We start from the raw sequence: 19,597 nt of genomic DNA on the forward strand, positions 1-19,597 counted from the left end.
TTACCTTTTCTTGTTCTAGAGTTGTTCTTAGTTCTTTGTCCTCTTAATGGAAGACCAGATCTATGACGGATTCCTCTGTAACATCCAATATCCATTAGACGTTTGATGTGTAGTGAAACTTCTGAACGAAGTTCCCCTTCAATTTTGTAGTATGATACGGCATCACGGATTGCTCCGATCTCGTCATCATTCCAATCTTGAACTTTTGTATCTTGGCTTACTTGAGCTTTTTCTAAAACCTCAATTGCTCTACTTCTACCCACTCCGAAGATGTAGGTTAAAGCGATAACTCCTCTTTTGTTTTTAGGTATATCTACCCCTGCTATTCTTGCCATAACTATCCTTGTCTTTGTTTAAATCTAGGATTCTTTTTGTTGATTACGTATAATCTGCCTTTTCTTCGTACAATCTTGCACTCGGCACTTCTTTTTTTAACTGATGTTCTAACTTTCATCTTGAATATCTTTAATATCTATAAGTAATTCTTGCTTTAGACAAATCATAAGGACTCATTTCTAGTTTTACTTTGTCACCAGGTAACAATTTAATATAATGCATACGCATTTTACCAGAGATATGAGCAATTACAATATGTCCGTTTTCTAACTCCACACGGAACATAGCATTGGACAATGCTTCAATTATTGATCCGTCTTGTTCTATTGCTGATTGTTTTGCCATAAAAATTAAGCTACTGCTTTTCTATTTTTACCAGTTTTCATCAATCCATCATAGTGTTTATTCAATAAATAAGAATTTATTTGTTGAATAGTATCGATAGCAACACCAACCATAATGATTAATGAAGTACCACCATAGAACATTGCCCAAGATTGTTGCACGCTAAAACTCACAATAATTGCTGGGAACACAGCTATCAACGCAAGAAATAATGAACCAGGGAATGTTATTAGAGACATGATTCTATCTAAGAAATCTGCTGTTTCAATTCCGGGCTTAACACCAGGAATAAAACCACCACTTCTTTTTAAATCATCAGCCATTTTATTTGTAGGGACCGTAATTGCCGTGTAAAAGAATGTGAAAATGATAATCAATGAAGCAAATACAACATTGTACCATAGACCAAACATATTACTGAATGTTCCCGCTATAGATTGAGACGTTTCAGATTTTGAAAGTCCGGCAACTGCAGCAGGGATAAACATAATTGCCTGAGCAAAAATGATTGGCATCACTCCAGCAGAATTCAATTTCAATGGAATCCATTGTCTGTTTCCTCCCATCATGTCTTGTTCGAAATCACCAGTTGTTGTACGGCGAGCGTATTGCACTGGTATCTTTCTAACTGCCATAACTAGTAATACACAAGCAATAATAACTAATAACCAAACAATAATTTCAAGTACTAACAACATCGGCCCACCATTATTATTGGTGACTTTTGAAGTGAATTCTTGAAACAATGCTTGAGGTAGTCTAGCAAGAATTCCAACCATAATTAATAGTGAAATACCGTTACCAATACCTTTATCAGTAATTTTCTCTCCTAACCACATTGCGAAAATAGTTCCTGTAGTAAGGATTAAAACAGATGAGAATAAGAATGAAAATGAATCAAATCCTAAAAGGAAGGCACTATTTGGTAAAGTTCTGTACAAGTTATAGATATAACCCGGACCTTGAACTAAAGTAATAGCGATGGTTAACCATCTTGTAATTTGATTTAACTTCTTTCTACCACTTTCACCGTCTTTCTGTAATTTTTGCAAATAAGGAATAGCAATACCCATTAACTGAACAACAATTGAAGCAGAAATGTAAGGCATGATTCCTAATGCAAATACTGATGCTTTTGAGAAAGCTCCACCAGTAAACATATCAAGTATTGATCCAATACCTTTATCTGTTTGTCCAGCTAAGCTAGTCAATTGTGTAGCATCAATACCAGGAAGAGTAACATGTGCACCAAATCGATATACTAATAATAGCCCTAGAGTTACTAAGATTCTATTTTTTAGTTCTTCTATTTTCCAAACATTCAGAAATGATTCAAAAAATTTCTTCATCGTTCTAATAATTATAAGGTTACAGCTTCTCCGCCAGCAGCTTCAATAGCAGCTTTTGCAGTAGCAGTAAATTTATGTGCTGTTACTTTTAATTTTGTTTTCAATTCTCCTCTACCAAGAATTTTTACAGTTTCGCTTTTAGTAGCCAAACGGTTTTCTACAAACACTGAGAAATCTACAGTATCAGTAATGATTCCATTATCTACTAACAATTGAATTGTATCAAGATTTACACCTTGGTATTCTTTACGGTTGATGTTCGTAAAACCAAACTTAGGCACACGTCTTTGAAGTGGCATTTGACCTCCTTCAAAACCAATCTTTTTAGAATAACCAGAACGAGATTTTGCTCCTTTGTGACCTCTTGCAGAAGTACCACCTTTTCCAGAACCTTCTCCTCTACCTAATCTTTTATTTTGATTGTGTGTTGAGCCTTCAGCTGGCTGTAAGTTACTTAAATTCATAACTATAATTTGTTATTTAGTTTCTTCAACAGAAACTAAGTGTTTTACTTTGTTTATCATTCCAAGGAGTGCAGGATTCACTTCGTGCTCTACAACTTGACCCATTCTTCTTAAACCAAGAGCCTCTAAGCCTCTTTTTTGAGTAAGCGGACAATTAATCTGACTTCTTACTTGTTTTACTTTTACTTTAGCCATAATACCTTAGATTAACCTTTAAATACTTTTTCTAAAGAAATACCTCTTTGTTTTGCAACAGTAAGCGCACTTCTCATTTGTAATAAAGCATCAAAAGTTGCTTTTACCACGTTGTGAGGGTTTGATGAACCTTGTGATTTTGATAATACATCATGAATACCAACTGATTCTAATACTGAACGAACAGCACCACCAGCAATAACTCCTGTACCATGAGACGCAGGAATTAAAAATACTCTTGCTCCACCAAATTTACCTTTTTGTTCGTGAGGAACTGACTGACCTCGAAGTGGAATTCTAACTAAGTTTTTCTTTGCATCTTCTACTGCTTTAGCAATAGCTTCAGAAACATCTTTAGATTTTCCTAATCCGTGACCAACTACTCCGTTTTCATCACCCACCACTACAATTGCAGAGAACCCGAAAGCTCTACCACCTTTTGTAACTTTGGTAACACGATTTACACTTACCAGACGATCTTTTAATTCAAGACCACTAGGTTTTACTAATTCTACATTTTTGTATTTAGACATAATATATTAGAATTTAAGCCCAGCCGCTCTTGCGCCTTCTGCTAATGATTTAATACGACCGTGGTATAAATAACCCCCTCTATCGAAAGTTACTGTATCTATTCCAGCTTTTAAAGCTTTCTCTGCTACTAGTTTTCCAACTGCTGTTGCAACTTCCATACTAGTACCTTTAGTTTCTACTCCTTTATCTTTTGATGAAGCAGCCAATAAAGTAACTCCATTCACATCATCAATTAGTTGTGTATAGATTTCTTTATTACTTCTGAATACAGATAATCTTGGTCTTGCAGCCGTTCCGCTTACAATCTTTCTGATTCTGTATTGTATCCTTTGTCTTCTTTCAGATTTTGTTAATGACATAACGCTATTTTTTAAGCTGATTTACCTGCTTTTCTTCTTAATACTTCACCAACAAACTTAACACCTTTTCCTTTGTAAGGTTCTGGTTTACGGAAAGCTCTGATTTTCGCAGCAACTTGTCCAACTAATTGTTTGTCGAAAGATGTTAACTTCACGATTGGGTTTTTACCTTTTTCAGAAATTGTTTCTAGTTTTACTTCTGGAGCAACTTCTAAAACAATATTATGAGAATACCCTAAAGCTAAATCTAATTTTTGACCTTGATTCGAAGCTCTGTAACCAACTCCAACCAATTCTAATTCTTTAGTAAAACCTTCTGACACACCAAGAACCATATTATTGATTAATGATCTGTATAGTCCATGTTTTGCTCTGTGATCTTTACTATCAGATGGTCTTTCAACTACTACTTGACCTTCTTCAACTTTTACAGTTACGTCTGCGTAATGCTGTGTAAGTTGACCTAATTTTCCTTTAACTGTAATTACTGTTTCACTAACTTCTACAGTAACACCAGCAGGAATTGAAATTGGATTTTTACCTATTCTTGACATTGTTTTACTGTTTTAATTAGTATACGTAACAGATTACTTCTCCACCTACATTTAATTGCTTAGCCATCTTGCCAGTCATAAGACCTTTTGAAGTTGAAACAATAGCAATTCCTAATCCGTTAAGGATTCTAGGTATTTTAGCTGCACCTGCATATTTACGTAAACCTGGTTTACTAATTCTTTGGATATCTTTAATCACAGGGTCTTTAGTATCTTTATCATACTTAAGAGCAATTTTGATCGTTCCTTGAACAGAACTGTCATCAAATTTGTAACTTAAAATATACCCTTGATCGAATAAAATTTTTGTGATTTCTTTTTTAAGATTAGATGCTGGAATCTCAACCACTTTGTGGTTTGCCATCACTGCATTTCTAACTCGCGTAAGATAATCTGCAATTGGATCTGTATACATATTTATTAAATTGCGGCTACGGTTTTCAAAAAAACTATTCTCTTGAACCTGAAGCCATTAAACTCTATTTTAACAGCAGATAATTGTACGTTACCTGCAAAAAGCTGGCAAATGTACAATTATCTGTTGAAATAAACTAATTACCAGCTAGCTTTTCTAACTCCTGGTATCAATCCTTGGTTTGCCATTTCACGGAATGTAACACGTGAAAGACCAAATTGACGCATATACCCTCTTGGTCTACCTGTTAATTTACAACGATTGTGTAAACGAACTGGCGAAGCATTTTTAGGTAATTTTTGTAAACCTTCGTAATCTTTAGCTTCTATTAAAGCTTTTCTTTTTCCAGCGTACTTTGCTACCGTTTTTTCTCTCTTAACCTCACGGGCTTTCATTGATTCTTTAGCCATGTCTTAATTCTTTTTAAAAGGTAAACCTAATTCTGCTAATAATGATTTTGCTTCTTTATCGGTAGCTGCAGACGTTACGAACGTAATATCCAAACCTGATATTTTATTTACTTTGTCAATATCAATTTCTGGGAAAATGATTTGCTCCGTAACACCAAGATTGTAATTACCTCTTCCGTCAAAACCAGTAGCTTTAATACCACTAAAATCTCTAACACGTGGTAAAGAAGATGTAATAAGTCTGTCTAAAAACTCATACATTCTTTCTCCTCTAAGAGTTACTTTTGCTCCAATTGGCATACCTTTTCTCAATTTGAATGACGCAACGTCTTTCTTAGATATTGTAGATACTGCTTTTTGTCCAGTAACCTTTGTCAACTCATCAACTGCATAGTCAACAAGTTTCTTATCAGATACTGCCGCTCCAACTCCGCGGCTTAAAACGATTTTTTCCAATTTAGGAACTTGCATTACGTTTTTATAACCGAATTCTTCTTTAAGTGCAGAAACTACTCTGTCCTTATACTCTTGCTTAAGTCTAGGTGTATATGCCATAACTATAATACTTGATTAGATTTTTTTGAAAATCTTACTTTTTTATCTCCTTCAACTCTAACTCCAGTTTTTGTAGCTTCTTTCGATTTTGAATCTATTAAAGACAAATTTGAAATATGAATTGGAGCTTCCTTCTTAACGATTCCGCCTTGAGGGCTTTTTGCACTTGGTTTTGTGTGTTTCGAAACCATGTTTACACCCTCAACAATCGCTTTATTCTTTTCACGGTCAACACGTAAAACTTTACCTTCAACTACTTTAGTTGGGGTGCTTTTATGGTCACCTGCAATAACTCTAACGATGTCTCCTGATTTTATTTTTAGCTTTATCATCTTATCTACTAATTAAAGCACCTCTGGCGCTAATGATACAATTTTCATGAATTGTTTTTCACGAAGTTCTCTTGCAACTGGACCAAAAACACGAGTTCCTCTCATTTCTCCTGCAGCATTCAAAAGAACACATGCATTGTCATCGAAACGGATATAAGAACCATCAGCTCTTCTCACTTCTTTTTTGGTACGTACAACAACTGCAGTTGAAACAGCACCTTTTTTAACGTTACCGTTAGGTGTTGCATCTTTGATTGAAACTACAATTTTATCTCCAACAGAGGCATAACGACGTTTCGTTCCTCCTAATACACGGATAGTCAAAACTTCTTTTGCTCCTGTGTTATCTGCGACTTTAAGTCTTGATTCTTGTTGTACCATAATTATTTAGCTCTTTCAATGATTTCAACCAATCTCCAACATTTAGTTTTTGATAAAGGTCTTGTTTCCATGATCTTTACTGTATCACCAATGTTACAGTCATTTGTTTCGTCGTGCGCATGAAACTTTTTAGTTTTTAACACGAACTTACCGTATAATGGGTGTTTTACTCTAGTTACTTGTGCAACAACAATAGACTTGTCCATTTTGTTTGATGTAACTACACCAATTCTTTCTTTTCTTAAATTTCTTTTATCTTCCATTTTAGCTAGCATACAATTATTGTAACTCTCTTTTAGTTAGCTCTGTTGCTACTCTAGCAACCGCTCTTCTAGCACTTCTAATTTGAAGTGGATTTGCAATTGGCGAAATAGCGTGTGCATTCCTAAGGTCTGAATACGCTTTTCTTAATTGACTAAGTTTTTCTTGTAACTCAGCTGCGGATAGATTTATAATTTCTGATTGTTTCATAATTAATTTTAGATTATGCTTCGAAATCTCTAGCAACGACAAACTTAGTTTTTACTGGAAGTTTCTGTGCTGCAAGACGCAAAGCTTCTTTTGCAACAGCTAGTGGAACTCCACCAACTTCAAACATGATTCTTCCTGGTTTTACAACTGCAGCCCAATATTCGACCGCACCTTTACCTTTACCCATACGTACCTCAAGAGGTTTTTTAGTGATAGGTTTGTCTGGGAAAATATTAATCCATAACTGTCCTTCTCTTTTCATAAAACGAGTTGCAGCAATACGCGCAGCCTCGATTTGACGTGAAGTTAAAAACATTCCGTTTTCATGTACAGATTTAATTCCAAACATTCCACTAGAAAGTTCATGCCCTCTTTGAGCATTCCCTTTCATTTTACCCTTCTGTACCTTACGGTATTTTGTTCTTTTAGGCTGTAACATTTTTCTTTAGTTTAAAAATTTACTTTCTCTTACGAGCGTCTGGTTTACCACCTTTGTTAAAAGGCTTTCTGTCTCCTCTTGGAGAATCTCCACCTTTACCACCACTTGGACCAGCTTGCTTTTTATCCATGCCTACAAGTGGAGAAAGATCTCTTTTTCCATAAACCTCACCTTTCATGATCCATACTTTGATACCCATTCTACCATAAGTAGTGTGAGCTTCAGCCAAAGCATAGTCAATATCGGCTCTGAAAGTTGATAGAGGAATTCTACCTTCTTTGAATTGCTCTGAACGTGCCATTTCAGCTCCGTTCAAACGACCAGAAATTAATACTTTAATACCTTCAGCATTCATACGCATTGCAGCCGCAATTGCCATCTTAATAGCTCTTCTGTAAGAAATTCTACTTTCGATTTGACGCGCGATAGAAGTACCTACTAAGTAAGCATCTAGTTCAGGTCTTTTAATTTCAAAGATGTTGATTTGAACCTCTTTGTCAGTAACTTTCTTAAGTTCCTCTTTCAACTTGTCTACCTCTTGTCCACCTTTCCCAATAATAATACCAGGTCTTGCAGTAGTGATAGTAACGGTTACAAGTTTCAAAGTTCTCTCGATGATTACTTTTGATACACTAGCTTTTGATAAACGAGCATGAATGTACTTTCTGATTTTATAATCCTCAGCGATTTTATCACCGTAATCATTTCCACCATACCAGTTTGAATCCCATCCTCTGATGATACCAAGTCTGTTTCCAATTGGATTTGTCTTTTGTCCCATCTTAATTATTAATTTGCTTGTGTGTTATCATTAGCTCCTAACACGATTGTCACGTGGTTTGAACGTTTTCTAATTCTGTGTGCTCTTCCTTGTGGAGCTGGACGAAGTCTTTTCAACATCATTCCACCATCTACAGTGATTGTTTTTATAAATAAGCCTGCTTCAGAAACATTTCCATCGGCATTTTTCTGCTCCCAATTGTTGATTGCAGACAATACTAATTTCTCTAATTTTCTTGAAGCTTCTTTCGAGCTAAATCTTAAAATATTTAAAGCTCTTTCCACTTTCTGACCTCTTACCAAGTCTGCTACTAAGCGCATTTTTCTAGGTGAAGTAGGGCAGTTATTCAATTTCGCGAAAGCAATAGACTTATTAGCCTCTTTTCTCGCATCTGCTGTTTCTCTTTTACGAACTCCCATCTTCTTATTTTTTACCTTTATTTTTTGCTCCAGCGTGACCTCTAAAAGATCTAGTTGGTGAAAATTCTCCTAATTTGTGTCCTACCATGTTCTCAGTTACATAAACCGGAACAAATTGACGACCATTGTGTACTGCGATTGTTTGTCCAACGAAATCTGGAGTAATCATAGAAGCTCTAGACCAGGTCTTAACAACTCCTTTATTTCCACCAGCGATATTTTCCTGAACTTTCTTATCTAATTTGTAGTGTACAAAAGGTCCTTTTTTTAATGAACGTGCCATGTCTATCTAGTTATTTCTTTCTGCGTTCAACAATATACTTATTACTCGGGTTAACCTTAGAACGAGTTCTATAACCTTTAGCAGGAAGACCTTTTCTTGAACGTGGATGACCACCAGAGGAACGTCCTTCACCACCACCCATCGGGTGATCGACAGGGTTCATCGCTACCGGTCTCGTTCTTGGTCTTCTTCCTAACCATCTAGTTCTACCTGCTTTACCAGATACAATTAATTGATGATCAGAATTAGAAACAGCTCCAATTGTAGCCGAGCAAGTCAACAAGATTAATCTTGTTTCACCTGATGGCATTTTGATTGTAGCATATTTTCCGTCTCTTGCCATTAATTGAGCAAATGTTCCAGCTGAACGAGCAATAACTGCTCCTTGACCTGGACGTAACTCGATACAAGAAATTACAGTTCCTAATGGAATTTTGCTCAATGGCAAAGTATTTCCAATTTCAGGAGCTGAACCTTCTCCAGACACAACAGTTTGTCCTACTTGTAGACCATTTTGAGCAACGATATACGTTTTCTCTCCATCTACATACCACAATAATGCGATAAAAGCAGTTCTGTTTGGATCATACTCAATTGATTTCACTGTAGCTGGAATACCAACTTTAGTTCTTTTGAAATCAACGATACGATACCTTTGTTTGTGACCACCGCCTGTATAACGCATGGTCATTTTTCCTTGACTATTTCTACCACCTGAGTTTTTTATCGGTGCGATCAATGAACGCTCCGGCTTATCAGTCGTGATGGCGTCAAAACCATTCACAACTCTAAAACGCTGACCAGGGGTAATAGGTTTTAATTTTCTAACTGACATTTTCTATTAGATATTATTATAAAAATCTATTGTTTCTCCTTCTTTTACTTGTACGATAGCTTTTTTATAGCTGTTCGTTTTTCCGCTGATTAAACCACTTTTTGTATATTTTGTAGTTCTATCCGCTCTATAGTTCATCGTGTTTACACTAACAATAGAAATTCCATAAGCAGCCTCAACAGCTTTCTTAATTTGAACTTTATTTGCTTTTTTGTCAACAACAAAACCAAAACGATTGAAAACTTCACCTTCTTTGGTGATTTTCTCTGTTATGATAGGTTTAATTATGATGCTCATGATCTGTTATTTGCTTAAATTTTCTTCAATTCCTTCTAAAGAACCTTCTGAAAGAACTAAGTTGTTTGCGTTTAATATCGCATAAGTGCTTAATTCTGAGTTAGTTACTACGCTAGAGGCTTTCAAATTACGTGACGACAAATATACATTTTTATTTGAATCGCCCAACACAAACAAAGATTTTTTGTTTTCTAATCCTAAAGCTTTCAAAACGTTAATGAAATTTTTAGTGTTTGGTGTATCAAAAGTAAAATCTTCTACCACTACTATATTTGATTCTTGTGCTTTAATCGAAAAAGCAGATCTTCTTGCTAATCTCTTTAAACTTTTATTCAATTTGAAAGAATAACTTCTTGGACGTGGTCCAAAAACAGTACCTCCACCTTTGAACAAAGGGTTTTTTGCACTACCAGCACGAGCCGTACCAGTACCTTTTTGTTTTTTAATCTTACGAGTAGAACCTGCAACTTCAGCTCTTTCTTTAGCTTTGTGCGTTCCTTGTCTTTGATTTGCTAAATATTGTTTAACATCAAGATATACTGCGTGATTATTTGGCTCAATTGCGAAAACTGAATCAGAAAGTTGAACTTTTCTTCCAGTTTCTTTTCCGTTGATATCTAAAACTTTTACTTCCATTACTTGTGAATGATTACATAAGAGTTTTTACATCCAGGAATAGCTCCTTTAATAACAAGTAGGTTCTTTTCAGCCACTACTTTTAAAACTCTTAGATTTTGTACTTTTACATTATCTCCTCCCATTCTTCCTGCCATACGCATTCCTTTGAATACACGTGATGGATAAGAAGATGCTCCTACAGAACCTGGCGCTCTCAAACGGTTGTGTTGTCCGTGAGTTGCTTGTCCAACACCACCAAAACCGTGACGTTTAACTACACCTTGGAAACCTTTTCCTTTTGATACACCTTGTACATCAACAAATTCTCCTTCGCTGAATACTCCTACGGTAACACTGTCACCTAATTTAAAATCACTTTCGAAACCTTGGAATTCAACGACTTTTTTCTTAGCAGAAGTTCCCGCTTTTTTAAAGTGACCTAAGTCAGCTTTAGTGGCGTGTTTTTCTGTTTTGTCATCGAAACCAAGTTGAAGTGCTTTGTACCCGTCAACCTCAATGGTTCTGACTTGGGTAACGACACAAGGTCCAGCCTCGATTACTGTACAAGGAATGTTCTTCCCGTTTTCATCGAATAAGCTAGTCATGCCGATTTTTCTTCCTATTAACCCAGACATAGTAAACTAATTATTAATTAATAAATTTATTTTTTTTCATTTAAAAAAATTAAGCGTCGAATAGAATCCGACACTTAATTCTTATCTTTTATTCAAGTATAATTATACTTTGATTTCTACTTCAACTCCACTTGGCAATTCAAGTTTCATTAAAGCATCAATAGTTTTCGAAGAAGAACTATAGATGTCTAGTAATCTTTTGTATGAACTTACTTGGAACTGCTCTCTTGCTTTTTTGTTAACGTGCGGAGAACGCAATACAGTAAATATTTTTTTGTGTGTAGGTAACGGAATTGGACCCGTAACAACAGCACCTGTGCTTTTCACAGTTTTTACGATTTTTTCAGCAGATTTATCTACCAACATGTGATCGTAAGATTTCAATTTAATTCTAATTTTTTGACTCATCTTGATAAATATTAGGCGTTACCTTTTGCTTTTTTAATTACTGCTTCTGAAATACTAGAAGGCGTTTCTGCATAGTGAGAGAATTCCATTGTTGAAGTCGCTCTACCTGATGACAATGTTCTTAATGTAGTAACATAACCAAACATTTCAGATAACGGCACATCAGCCTTGATAGTTTTAGCTCCGTTTCTGTCGCCCATATCATTAACCTGACCTCTACGACGGTTGATATCACCCACGATATCTCCCATGTTTTCTTCAGGAGTAATAACTTCCATTTTCATGATAGGTTCAAGAATTACAGCACCAGCAGCTTTAGCAACTTCTCTGTAGCCCATTCTTGCAGCTAATTCGAAAGAAAGCGCATCAGAATCCACAGGGTGGAAAGATCCATCCGTTAAAGTTACTTTCAAACTATCCACTTGATATCCTGCTAATGGACCTGCTTTCATTGCTTCTCTAAAACCTTTTTCTACAGATGGAATATATTCCTTAGGAACGTTACCCCCTTTTACTGCATTGATAAATTGTAATCCATTTGGAATTTTACCATCAACTTCATCAGCTGGTTCCAAAGTAAATACGATATCACCGAATTTACCACGTCCACCTGATTGTTTTTTGTACGTTTCTCTATGAGTTGCAGATTTTGTAAAAGCTTCTTTGTATTCAACTTGAGGTTCCCCTTGGTTCACCTCAACTTTGAACTCTCTTCTCATACGATCTACAAGGATGTCTAAGTGCAACTCACCCATACCTGAAATAATCGTTTGACCCGAAGCTTCATCTGTTCTTACTGTAAATGTTGGATCTTCTTCAGCTAATTTTGCTAAAGCCATACCCATTTTATCAACATCAACTTTAGTTTTTGGCTCGATAGCGATACCAATTACTGGAGCTGGGAATTTCATTGACTCAAGAATTATTGGGTGTTTTTCATCACACATTGTATCTCCAGTCTTAATATCTTTAAATCCAACTGCCGCTCCAATATCACCTGCCTCAATATAATCGATTGGGTTTTGTTTATTAGCATGCATTTGGTAGATACGAGAAATTCTTTCCTTGTTTCCTGAACGTGTGTTCAAGATATACGAACCTGCATCTAAACGGCCTGAATATGCACGGAAGAAAGCTAAACGACCAACATAAGGATCAGTAGCAATTTTAAATGCAAGAGCTGCGAACGGCTCTTTTACATCAGGACGACGTAAGATTTTAGTTTGGTCTTCTTCAAGTAAATCAGCATCATCAGGATGAATTCCTTCAATACCTTCTTTATCTAAAGGAGATGGTAAATATTTACAAACCGCATCCAACATAAATTGAACACCTTTGTTTTTGAATGAAGATCCAGCAATCATTGGGATAATAGCCATATCCATAGTAGCTGCTCTAAGCGCTTTATTGATTTCTTCCTCAGTAATAGAGTTTTCATCTTCCATGAATTTCTCCAAAAGGTTTTCATCATAGTCAGCAACAGCTTCGATTAGGATAGATCTGTATTCTTTTACTTCAGCAATCATATCAGCAGGAATAGGCACAATATCAAAAGTTGCTCCTAAAGTCTCATCATGCCATACGATAGCTTGGTTTTTTACTAAATCAACTACACCTTTGAAATCATTTTCTTCACCAATTGGCAAAGTGATTGCAACGGCATTTGATTTCAACATGTCTCTAACTTGCTGACATACCATCAAGAAGTTAGAACCTTGTCTGTCCATTTTATTAACAAATCCCATACGTGGAACTTTATATTGATCAGCCAATCTCCAGTTAGTTTCTGATTGTGGCTCAACGCCATCAACAGCAGAAAATAAGAAAACTAAACCATCCAATACACGTAGTGAACGGTTTACCTCTACGGTAAAGTCAACGTGTCCTGGAGTATCAATAATATTAAAATGGTACGATTGTGATTCCGGTAATGGCTTACCTTGTTCCGTTGGAAAACTCCATTCACAAGTTGTAGCAGCAGAAGTAATCGTGATGCCTCTTTCCTGCTCTTGCGCCATCCAGTCCATTGTTGCAGCACCATCATGTACTTCACCAATTTTGTGTGATTTTCCAGTATAGAATAATATACGCTCAGTTGTTGTTGTTTTACCAGCATCAATATGAGCAGCAATTCCAATATTTCTTGTAAGTTTTAGATCTCTAGCCATTTCTTAAATATTAAAATCTAAAGTGAGAGAATGCTTTATTTGCTTCTGCCATTTTGTGAGTATCCATTCTCTTTTTAACAGCAGCACCTTCTTCTTTAGCCGCAGCTAAGATTTCAGAAGCTAATTTTCCTGACATCGATTTCTCGTTTCTTCTACGCGCATAAAGTATCATCCACTTCATGGCCATAGAAATTTTTCTGTCTGGACGAATTTGCATTGGGATTTGGAATGTAGCTCCACCAACTCTACGACTACGTACTTCTACGTGAGGCATAACGTTTGTTAAAGCATCTTTCCAAACTTCTAATGACGATTTTTCATCATTGTTCTTTTTTGTTTCTACGATTTCCATTGCATCATAGAATACTTTGAAAGCTGTTGATTTCTTACCATCCCACATCAAGTTGTTCACGAAACGCGTTACTAACTGATCGTTAAATTTAGGATCTGGTAAAAGTGGTCTTTTCTTTGCCGCTCTTTTTCTCATTTCTTCGTTTTTTTGTTACTGTTTCTAATTCTTCAATTAGTAACTAATAACTAGTTTAGATTTACTTTTTTGCTTCTTTTGGACGTTTTGCACCGTACTTAGAACGACGTTGCGTTCTTCCTGCTACACCTGAAGTATCAAGCGCACCACGAACAATGTGGTATCTAACTCCTGGTAAATCTTTTACTCTTCCGCCTCGCACTAATACTATCGAGTGCTCTTGTAGATTGTGTCCTTCTCCTGGGATGTAAGCATTCACTTCATTTCCATTAGTCAAACGTACACGCGCAACTTTACGCATTGCAGAGTTTGGTTTTTTTGGAGTAGTAGTGTAAACACGCGTACAAACACCTCTTCTTTGAGGACAAGAATCTAAAGCAACCGATTTACTCTTCTTAGTGATCTGAGTTCTTCCTGTTCTTACTAATTGTTGAATTGTTGGCATAATTAAATACTAATTTTTCTTTTATTTATTAAATTCCCGCTTTTTTAGGGGTTGCAAATGTAGTAATTAATTTCAATGAAACAAACCCTAGTTAATTAATTTTTTCATCAATTAATTATTTGTCTATTAATGGAATAAAGAATCGCGATACAGTTGCCATTGTATTTAAAAATCAAAGTCCAGAAAATGGCTATTTCAAGCAAATAATTTTTAGATTAGATTAACTACAATAAAAACAGATTTTTTGCGTTATTTTGAAGCAAACTGTCAACAATTTGAAAAAGATAGCCTTACTTTTTTTATTAATTTCAATCTCGTGGACTATTACTGCGCAGGAATTTCAGTTGAAAATTATTGGGCAAACCGATGACGAAATCAAAATTATTGACAGTATTGGTTACCTTTCAAAACACAAAAACACAAAATCCATCATTGACGAAAATGGTTTATTCTATGAAAAACTCATTCGAAAAGGCTATACCGAAAGTCAGTTTCTTGAAAATTTCAAAACCAATGATTCTACTTTCGCATTCCGATATAGTATTGGCAAAAAAGTAAATTTTATACATATATATATAGGTGAAGATTTTCAAGAGAACCTAAGTAGCTTGTACAATTTAAAGAATGACACGCTAGTTCTTCCTTATGATGAAAGTGAAGCATTTCTTAATCTCACTTTAAAAAAACTAGAATACAATGGGTTTTCAATGGCGAAAGTAAAGCTTGTCAATATCCAGCCAACAAGAGATTTTTTAAAAGCAGATTTATCGGTGACTAAAGAATTAAAAAGGCAAGTGAATGATATCGTAATTAATGGTTATGATAAATTTCCTATCGGACACAAAAAAAATATAATCCGATTGTATCGCAATAAAGTCTTCAACCAAAAAAACCTTGACAAACTCTACAATGATTTTGAAAAATTTCGTTTTGTGAAACAAAGTAAGTATCCCGAAATTCTTTTCACCAAAGACTCTACCAAAATTTATGTTTATTTAGAAAAAATAAAACCCAACACTTTTGACGGATATGTTGGTTTCACGAATGATGAAAACAAAAAAGTAATTTTCAGTGGTTATGTAGATTTGGTTCTGAACAACATTTTAAATTCAGGTGAAAAATTGGCGCTTTATTGGAAAAGTGACGGGCAGGATCAAAAGACATTCAATCTTGGAGTTGAACTGCCGTATATTTTTAAAAGTCCAATTGGCTTAAAAGCTGAACTCAACATTTTCAAACAAGACAGTACGTTCCAAAACACAAAAACTGCAATAGATTTAGGTTATTATTTTAATTATAACACGCGATTGTATTTAGGATATCAAGCTACAGAATCTAGCGACATTCAAAATGCAAACACTTCTACTTTAAGTGATTTTAATAATTCCTTTATCACAACTTCATTAGAATTTACTGATTTTAAAAATGACGATTTTCTTTTTCCACAGAAAACCTATTTTGAGCTAAAATTTGGAACTGGAAAACGAGATTCCAAGTTAGTATCGGACAACCAATTTTTCGGAAGCCTTTTATTAAAACACAATCTCTATTTGAACGACAACAATATTGTGAATATAAAATCTCAGAATTTCTATCTCCAAAGTGGCAACTATATTGTTAACGAATTGCAGCGTTTTGGAGGAATCAATTCTATTCGTGGTTTTAATGAAAATAGCCTTCAGGGAAATTTATTCGGATCCATACTCACTGAATACCGCTATATCTTATCTTCCAGCTTATATATTCACAGCATTATCGATTACGGATATCTTCAGGATAAGACTTCCAACAGCAATCAAAACCTTCTCGGACTGGGCTTTGGGTTTGGTTTATTGACAAAAAATGGATTATTTAATATTGTTTATGCCAATGGAAGCACCAATGAACAAGCTATAAAACTCTCTAATTCAATTGTTCATATTAGTTTTAAAGCTAGTTTTTAGCACTTTAAAAACTTTAACAGCTATAATTTAACATTTATTTAGGAATTTCCATAATTTTATTAGAATTTTGGTTTACTAATTATAACCAAATAAATAATGAAAACAAAGTTAAACGGATTCTTAACGCTCTTTCTAGCGCTGTTAGTACAGATTTCTTTTGCACAAGAACGAATGGTTACCGGAACTGTTACTGATGTCAGTAATCAACCGCTACCTGGAGTAAATGTTTTAGTAAAAGGTACTCAAACCGGAACTCAAACCGATTTTGATGGAAAATTTTCTATTAAAGTGACTCCAACAGCAACATTAGTTTTCAATTTTATCTCGATGAAATCGCAAGAACTTGTAGCGGCTGCTACTACAATCAATGTGAAAATGCAGGATGATTCCATTGAGCTTGAAGGTGTTGTGATAACAGCATTGGGAATTAAAAGAAAGCCCGATGAAATCACAACAGCGACACAAGTCGTGAAATCAGACGAATTGAATCAGGCAAAAGCTGTAAATGCAGCTGTCGGTTTGGTTGGTAAAGTATCTGGTTTGCAGATCAATACTATAAACAATGGTGTTAATCCAGATACCAGAATTCAGTTAAGAGGTTTCAGATCCATTACCGGAGACAACGAGGCATTGATTGTAATTAATGGTGTAATCTCTACTTCTGGAGCATTTACCGAATTAAACCCTGAAATAATTGAATCTATCAACGTTATGAAAGGTGCAAATGGAGCCGCACTTTATGGATCGAGAGGTTCTAATGGTGTAATTATAGTAACCACAAAAAAAGGAACGAAAGATGCTGAAAAATTCAAAATCGCTCTTAATACTACGTTCACTGTAGAAGAAGCCTCAATGTTTCCAAAATTACAAAGTAGATTTGGACAAGGATATCAGGGAGCGCAGGATTTTACAGAAAACACGAGTTGGGGTGCTGAATTAGATGGTTCATTACAACCAACGGGTTTAGATCAAATGTTGCTTCCTTATTCGTTTGTTAAAAATAACTACAAACCATTCTTTACAGATGGAACTACCATTTTAAACTCTGTTGCGATATCAAGCGGAGATGAAAATGGATACATCAACTTTACTTTGGGGAACCAAAAAACAGAAGGTATCATTCCTGGTGATAAATTCACTAAAAACAACTTCTATATTAGTGCTGGAAAAACTGCAGGAAAATGGAGTGTGAATGCAAATGCAAGATACACAACAAGCAATCAAAGTACAGCAGGTGGAATTGAAGGCTCTGTTTACAACTCTTTAACGCAATCACCAGTTAACGTTCCGGTTGAACTTTTTAGCAATCCTGACAACGCAACCCACTGGACATATTGGGAATTAAGTCCTTATTGGAGACTGAAAAATGAAAGAATCAATACTAAAGGTCAAACTTTTGAGGGTGTTGGTGATTTAAACTATACATTTAATAAAAACATCAGCGCTACTTACAGAGCAAGTTACAGAAGTACTTCTTTTAACAATGTTGAATTCTTTAACGGGTATCAAACAGACATCGTTTATTGGGATTCTCCTTTTGATTACGTTTCATCGTATGAAGTAGGAAATACCAATTCAAGATCAATTTATGCCGATTTCCTTTTAAACTTCGATTATGAACTAACCAAGAATGTATCCTTTAAAGCCAATGTTGGTAATAACATTACAAACATTGAACTTAATTCATTATCAGTTAAAGGAGAAAAATTGGTAATCCCAGGATTGTATAATATTTCTAACATAACTGGAAATGCTTTGCCAAAAGATTTTAAATCACAACAAAGAGGTGTAGCTTACTTTGCTAATGTGGATTTAGGTTTTAAAGATTATTTATTTGCAAATATGACTGCAAGACATGAGCAAAGTTCGGTGATTCCTAATAGTTATTTTTACTACAGTGGTGGTTTGTCTTTCATTCCAACAAAAGCTTTTCCGGAATTTGGAGGAAATGTACTAACGCATGCTAAAGTTTCTGCCAGTTATGTAAAAGTAGGTAATACTGTTGTGGATCCGTACGATATCAATGATCGTTTTGTAAGTGCAACTTCTGCCGGATTCCCTTACTTAATCAACAGTTTTGTTCAGAATACAGAAATTGCTGACGCACAGCTAACTCCTGAATTTAATAATTCTGTCGAATTGAATATGAATCTTGAATTCTACAAAAGGAGAATTACCTTTGATGCAAGTTACTATACTTCTAAAAATACAGACCAGATTATTAAAACATCACCATCCACAGCTTCAGGAGCAGATTTGGCTACTATAAATGTTGGAGAAACGGTTTCAAGCGGGTTAGAATTGGATTTGGGTTTAACACCTGTTAAAACAGAAGATTTCACTTGGGATTTGAGATTTGGTTATAGTGCTCCAAAAACAGAAGTTAAAAAAGTAACGGATTCTTCTGATCAGATTGCCGTCGGAGATTACCTTGGAACTGCAGGTATTGCTGCAATAGCTGGAGAACAATTTCCGATGCTTGTAGGAACAGGTTACCAAAGAGACGACAACGGAAACGTTATCATTGATGCTACCACAGGCGATCCTTTAAAAGCTACAAATGTAAAATTAGGAAAAACAACTCCTGATTATATCTTAGGATTTACAACCAACATCAGATACAAAAACTTAAAGCTTACTGGAGTTTTTGACTATAGAACAGGTCATAAATTTTATGCAGGTGTTAAAGAAGGTTTGATTCAAAACGGAACCGATATTGTAACGGCACAAAACGGTAGAGAACCTTTTATTTTCCCTAACTCTGTAATTGAAACCGCACCTGGTGTTTATTCAGACAACACAAGTATTACAACTTCTGGTGGACAGGATTACTTTACTGGAATTTATAGAGAAATTGATGAAAATTTTGTTTTGGATGCTACGGCGTTCAAATGTAGAGAGATTGCTCTTTCTTACAGCTTCTCTCAAAAAGTATTGAAAAATTTACACATTGAAGGTCTGTCAATTGGATTGAATGCAAGAAACGTGTTCATGATACTTCCAAAGTCAAACAGAAATTACACCGACCCTGAATTCTCGTTTACAACAGGAAACAACGTTGGTTTAAGTACTGGTGCTCAGGCTCCCCCAACAAGAACTTATGGTTTCAACATCAATGTATCGTTTTAAAAAAATATGA

At 35.3% G+C, this 19,597-nt stretch carries 30 protein-coding genes; 2 read left to right on the forward strand and 28 right to left on the reverse strand.

Going from position 1 to position 19,597, the window contains the following annotated elements; translation table 11 throughout:
* From rpsM to rpsL, 28 genes are all read right to left on the reverse strand, one after another.
* Positions 1-335: 30S ribosomal protein S13 (gene rpsM / locus PSU83_RS13125; RefSeq protein ID WP_300590010.1), on the reverse strand; the 335-nt coding region annotated here is incomplete at its 3' end.
* A gap of 2 nt (positions 336-337) precedes the next feature.
* The gene (gene ykgO / locus PSU83_RS13130) at positions 338-454 is read right to left on the reverse strand and encodes a type B 50S ribosomal protein L36 (RefSeq protein ID WP_081932050.1); all 117 of its coding nucleotides are present in this window, start codon (positions 452-454) and stop codon (positions 338-340) included.
* 11 nt (positions 455-465) lie between these two features.
* Positions 466-681: a translation initiation factor IF-1 gene (infA, locus tag PSU83_RS13135; RefSeq protein WP_007136545.1), complete on the reverse strand. Its 216-nt coding sequence runs from the start codon at positions 679-681 to the stop codon at positions 466-468.
* 5 nt (positions 682-686) lie between these two features.
* A complete protein-coding gene (gene secY / locus PSU83_RS13140) occupies positions 687-2,030 on the reverse strand; it encodes a preprotein translocase subunit SecY (RefSeq protein WP_300590011.1) in 1,344 nt (447 codons plus the stop codon).
* A gap of 11 nt (positions 2,031-2,041) precedes the next feature.
* Positions 2,042-2,494, reverse strand: coding sequence for a 50S ribosomal protein L15 (rplO, locus tag PSU83_RS13145; RefSeq protein WP_300590012.1), 453 nt, complete (start codon positions 2,492-2,494; stop codon positions 2,042-2,044).
* Between the two features lie 12 nt (positions 2,495-2,506).
* A complete protein-coding gene (rpmD, locus tag PSU83_RS13150) occupies positions 2,507-2,689 on the reverse strand; it encodes a 50S ribosomal protein L30 (RefSeq protein ID WP_300590013.1) in 183 nt (60 codons plus the stop codon).
* Between the two features lie 11 nt (positions 2,690-2,700).
* A complete protein-coding gene (gene rpsE, locus PSU83_RS13155; RefSeq protein ID WP_300590103.1) occupies positions 2,701-3,225 on the reverse strand; it encodes a 30S ribosomal protein S5 in 525 nt (174 codons plus the stop codon).
* A 3-nt stretch (positions 3,226-3,228) separates the two neighbouring features.
* Entirely contained in the window at positions 3,229-3,582 is a 354-nt protein-coding gene (gene rplR / locus PSU83_RS13160; RefSeq protein WP_300590014.1) for a 50S ribosomal protein L18, read from the reverse strand.
* Between the two features lie 11 nt (positions 3,583-3,593).
* Complete coding sequence (gene rplF, locus PSU83_RS13165) at positions 3,594-4,136, reverse strand: 50S ribosomal protein L6 (RefSeq protein ID WP_300590015.1); 543 nt, start codon at positions 4,134-4,136, stop codon at positions 3,594-3,596.
* A gap of 16 nt (positions 4,137-4,152) precedes the next feature.
* Positions 4,153-4,551 (reverse strand): 30S ribosomal protein S8, encoded by a 399-nt coding sequence (gene rpsH / locus PSU83_RS13170; RefSeq protein ID WP_300590016.1) that lies wholly within the window; start codon positions 4,549-4,551, stop codon positions 4,153-4,155.
* A 140-nt stretch (positions 4,552-4,691) separates the two neighbouring features.
* Entirely contained in the window at positions 4,692-4,961 is a 270-nt protein-coding gene (gene rpsN, locus PSU83_RS13175; protein ID WP_300590017.1) for a 30S ribosomal protein S14, read from the reverse strand.
* A 3-nt stretch (positions 4,962-4,964) separates the two neighbouring features.
* Positions 4,965-5,516, reverse strand: a complete 552-nt coding sequence (gene rplE, locus PSU83_RS13180; protein WP_300590018.1) for a 50S ribosomal protein L5 — start codon at positions 5,514-5,516, stop codon at positions 4,965-4,967.
* A 2-nt stretch (positions 5,517-5,518) separates the two neighbouring features.
* Positions 5,519-5,848 carry a 50S ribosomal protein L24 gene (gene rplX, locus PSU83_RS13185; protein ID WP_300590019.1) on the reverse strand — a complete coding sequence of 110 codons (330 nt, stop codon included), beginning with the start codon at positions 5,846-5,848 and terminating at the stop codon, positions 5,519-5,521.
* Between the two features lie 12 nt (positions 5,849-5,860).
* Positions 5,861-6,229 carry a 50S ribosomal protein L14 gene (gene rplN, locus PSU83_RS13190; RefSeq protein ID WP_007803649.1) on the reverse strand — a complete coding sequence of 123 codons (369 nt, stop codon included), beginning with the start codon at positions 6,227-6,229 and terminating at the stop codon, positions 5,861-5,863.
* Between the two features lie 2 nt (positions 6,230-6,231).
* Positions 6,232-6,492, reverse strand: a complete 261-nt coding sequence (gene rpsQ / locus PSU83_RS13195) for a 30S ribosomal protein S17 (protein ID WP_121312857.1) — start codon at positions 6,490-6,492, stop codon at positions 6,232-6,234.
* A 16-nt stretch (positions 6,493-6,508) separates the two neighbouring features.
* Positions 6,509-6,700, reverse strand: a complete 192-nt coding sequence (gene rpmC, locus PSU83_RS13200; RefSeq protein WP_300590020.1) for a 50S ribosomal protein L29 — start codon at positions 6,698-6,700, stop codon at positions 6,509-6,511.
* A 13-nt stretch (positions 6,701-6,713) separates the two neighbouring features.
* Complete coding sequence (gene rplP, locus PSU83_RS13205) at positions 6,714-7,139, reverse strand: 50S ribosomal protein L16 (protein WP_300590021.1); 426 nt, start codon at positions 7,137-7,139, stop codon at positions 6,714-6,716.
* Between the two features lie 19 nt (positions 7,140-7,158).
* Positions 7,159-7,920, reverse strand: coding sequence for a 30S ribosomal protein S3 (gene rpsC, locus PSU83_RS13210; protein ID WP_300590022.1), 762 nt, complete (start codon positions 7,918-7,920; stop codon positions 7,159-7,161).
* 8 nt (positions 7,921-7,928) lie between these two features.
* A complete protein-coding gene (gene rplV, locus PSU83_RS13215) occupies positions 7,929-8,339 on the reverse strand; it encodes a 50S ribosomal protein L22 (protein ID WP_293874525.1) in 411 nt (136 codons plus the stop codon).
* Positions 8,340-8,343: 4 nt separating this feature from the next.
* The gene (gene rpsS, locus PSU83_RS13220; protein ID WP_007136562.1) at positions 8,344-8,622 is read right to left on the reverse strand and encodes a 30S ribosomal protein S19; all 279 of its coding nucleotides are present in this window, start codon (positions 8,620-8,622) and stop codon (positions 8,344-8,346) included.
* Between the two features lie 10 nt (positions 8,623-8,632).
* Positions 8,633-9,457, reverse strand: coding sequence for a 50S ribosomal protein L2 (gene rplB, locus PSU83_RS13225; RefSeq protein WP_300590023.1), 825 nt, complete (start codon positions 9,455-9,457; stop codon positions 8,633-8,635).
* A 6-nt stretch (positions 9,458-9,463) separates the two neighbouring features.
* Complete coding sequence (rplW, locus tag PSU83_RS13230) at positions 9,464-9,754, reverse strand: 50S ribosomal protein L23 (protein WP_300590024.1); 291 nt, start codon at positions 9,752-9,754, stop codon at positions 9,464-9,466.
* Between the two features lie 6 nt (positions 9,755-9,760).
* Positions 9,761-10,390, reverse strand: a complete 630-nt coding sequence (gene rplD, locus PSU83_RS13235; RefSeq protein ID WP_300590025.1) for a 50S ribosomal protein L4 — start codon at positions 10,388-10,390, stop codon at positions 9,761-9,763.
* Positions 10,390-11,007: a 50S ribosomal protein L3 gene (gene rplC, locus PSU83_RS13240; RefSeq protein WP_300590026.1), complete on the reverse strand. Its 618-nt coding sequence runs from the start codon at positions 11,005-11,007 to the stop codon at positions 10,390-10,392. The genes rplD and rplC overlap by 1 nt, the downstream gene beginning before the upstream one ends.
* Before the next feature lie 102 nt (positions 11,008-11,109).
* Positions 11,110-11,415, reverse strand: coding sequence for a 30S ribosomal protein S10 (gene rpsJ / locus PSU83_RS13245; protein ID WP_136151632.1), 306 nt, complete (start codon positions 11,413-11,415; stop codon positions 11,110-11,112).
* A gap of 11 nt (positions 11,416-11,426) precedes the next feature.
* A complete protein-coding gene (fusA, locus tag PSU83_RS13250) occupies positions 11,427-13,583 on the reverse strand; it encodes an elongation factor G (protein WP_300590027.1) in 2,157 nt (718 codons plus the stop codon).
* A gap of 10 nt (positions 13,584-13,593) precedes the next feature.
* Positions 13,594-14,070 (reverse strand): 30S ribosomal protein S7, encoded by a 477-nt coding sequence (rpsG, locus tag PSU83_RS13255; protein WP_136151630.1) that lies wholly within the window; start codon positions 14,068-14,070, stop codon positions 13,594-13,596.
* A 61-nt stretch (positions 14,071-14,131) separates the two neighbouring features.
* Positions 14,132-14,515, reverse strand: a complete 384-nt coding sequence (gene rpsL, locus PSU83_RS13260) for a 30S ribosomal protein S12 (protein ID WP_007136570.1) — start codon at positions 14,513-14,515, stop codon at positions 14,132-14,134.
* A gap of 275 nt (positions 14,516-14,790) precedes the next feature.
* On the opposite strand from rpsL, the gene PSU83_RS13265 reads away from it, so the two are divergent.
* Positions 14,791-16,458, forward strand: coding sequence for a hypothetical protein (locus PSU83_RS13265; RefSeq protein WP_300590028.1), 1,668 nt, complete (start codon positions 14,791-14,793; stop codon positions 16,456-16,458).
* 96 nt (positions 16,459-16,554) lie between these two features.
* Positions 16,555-19,587 (forward strand): SusC/RagA family TonB-linked outer membrane protein, encoded by a 3,033-nt coding sequence (locus tag PSU83_RS13270; RefSeq protein ID WP_300590029.1) that lies wholly within the window; start codon positions 16,555-16,557, stop codon positions 19,585-19,587.
* Positions 19,588-19,597 lie beyond the last annotated feature (10 nt).

The organism is Flavobacterium sp., from assembly GCF_029945805.1.
Lineage (GTDB): Bacteria > Bacteroidota > Bacteroidia > Flavobacteriales > Flavobacteriaceae > Flavobacterium.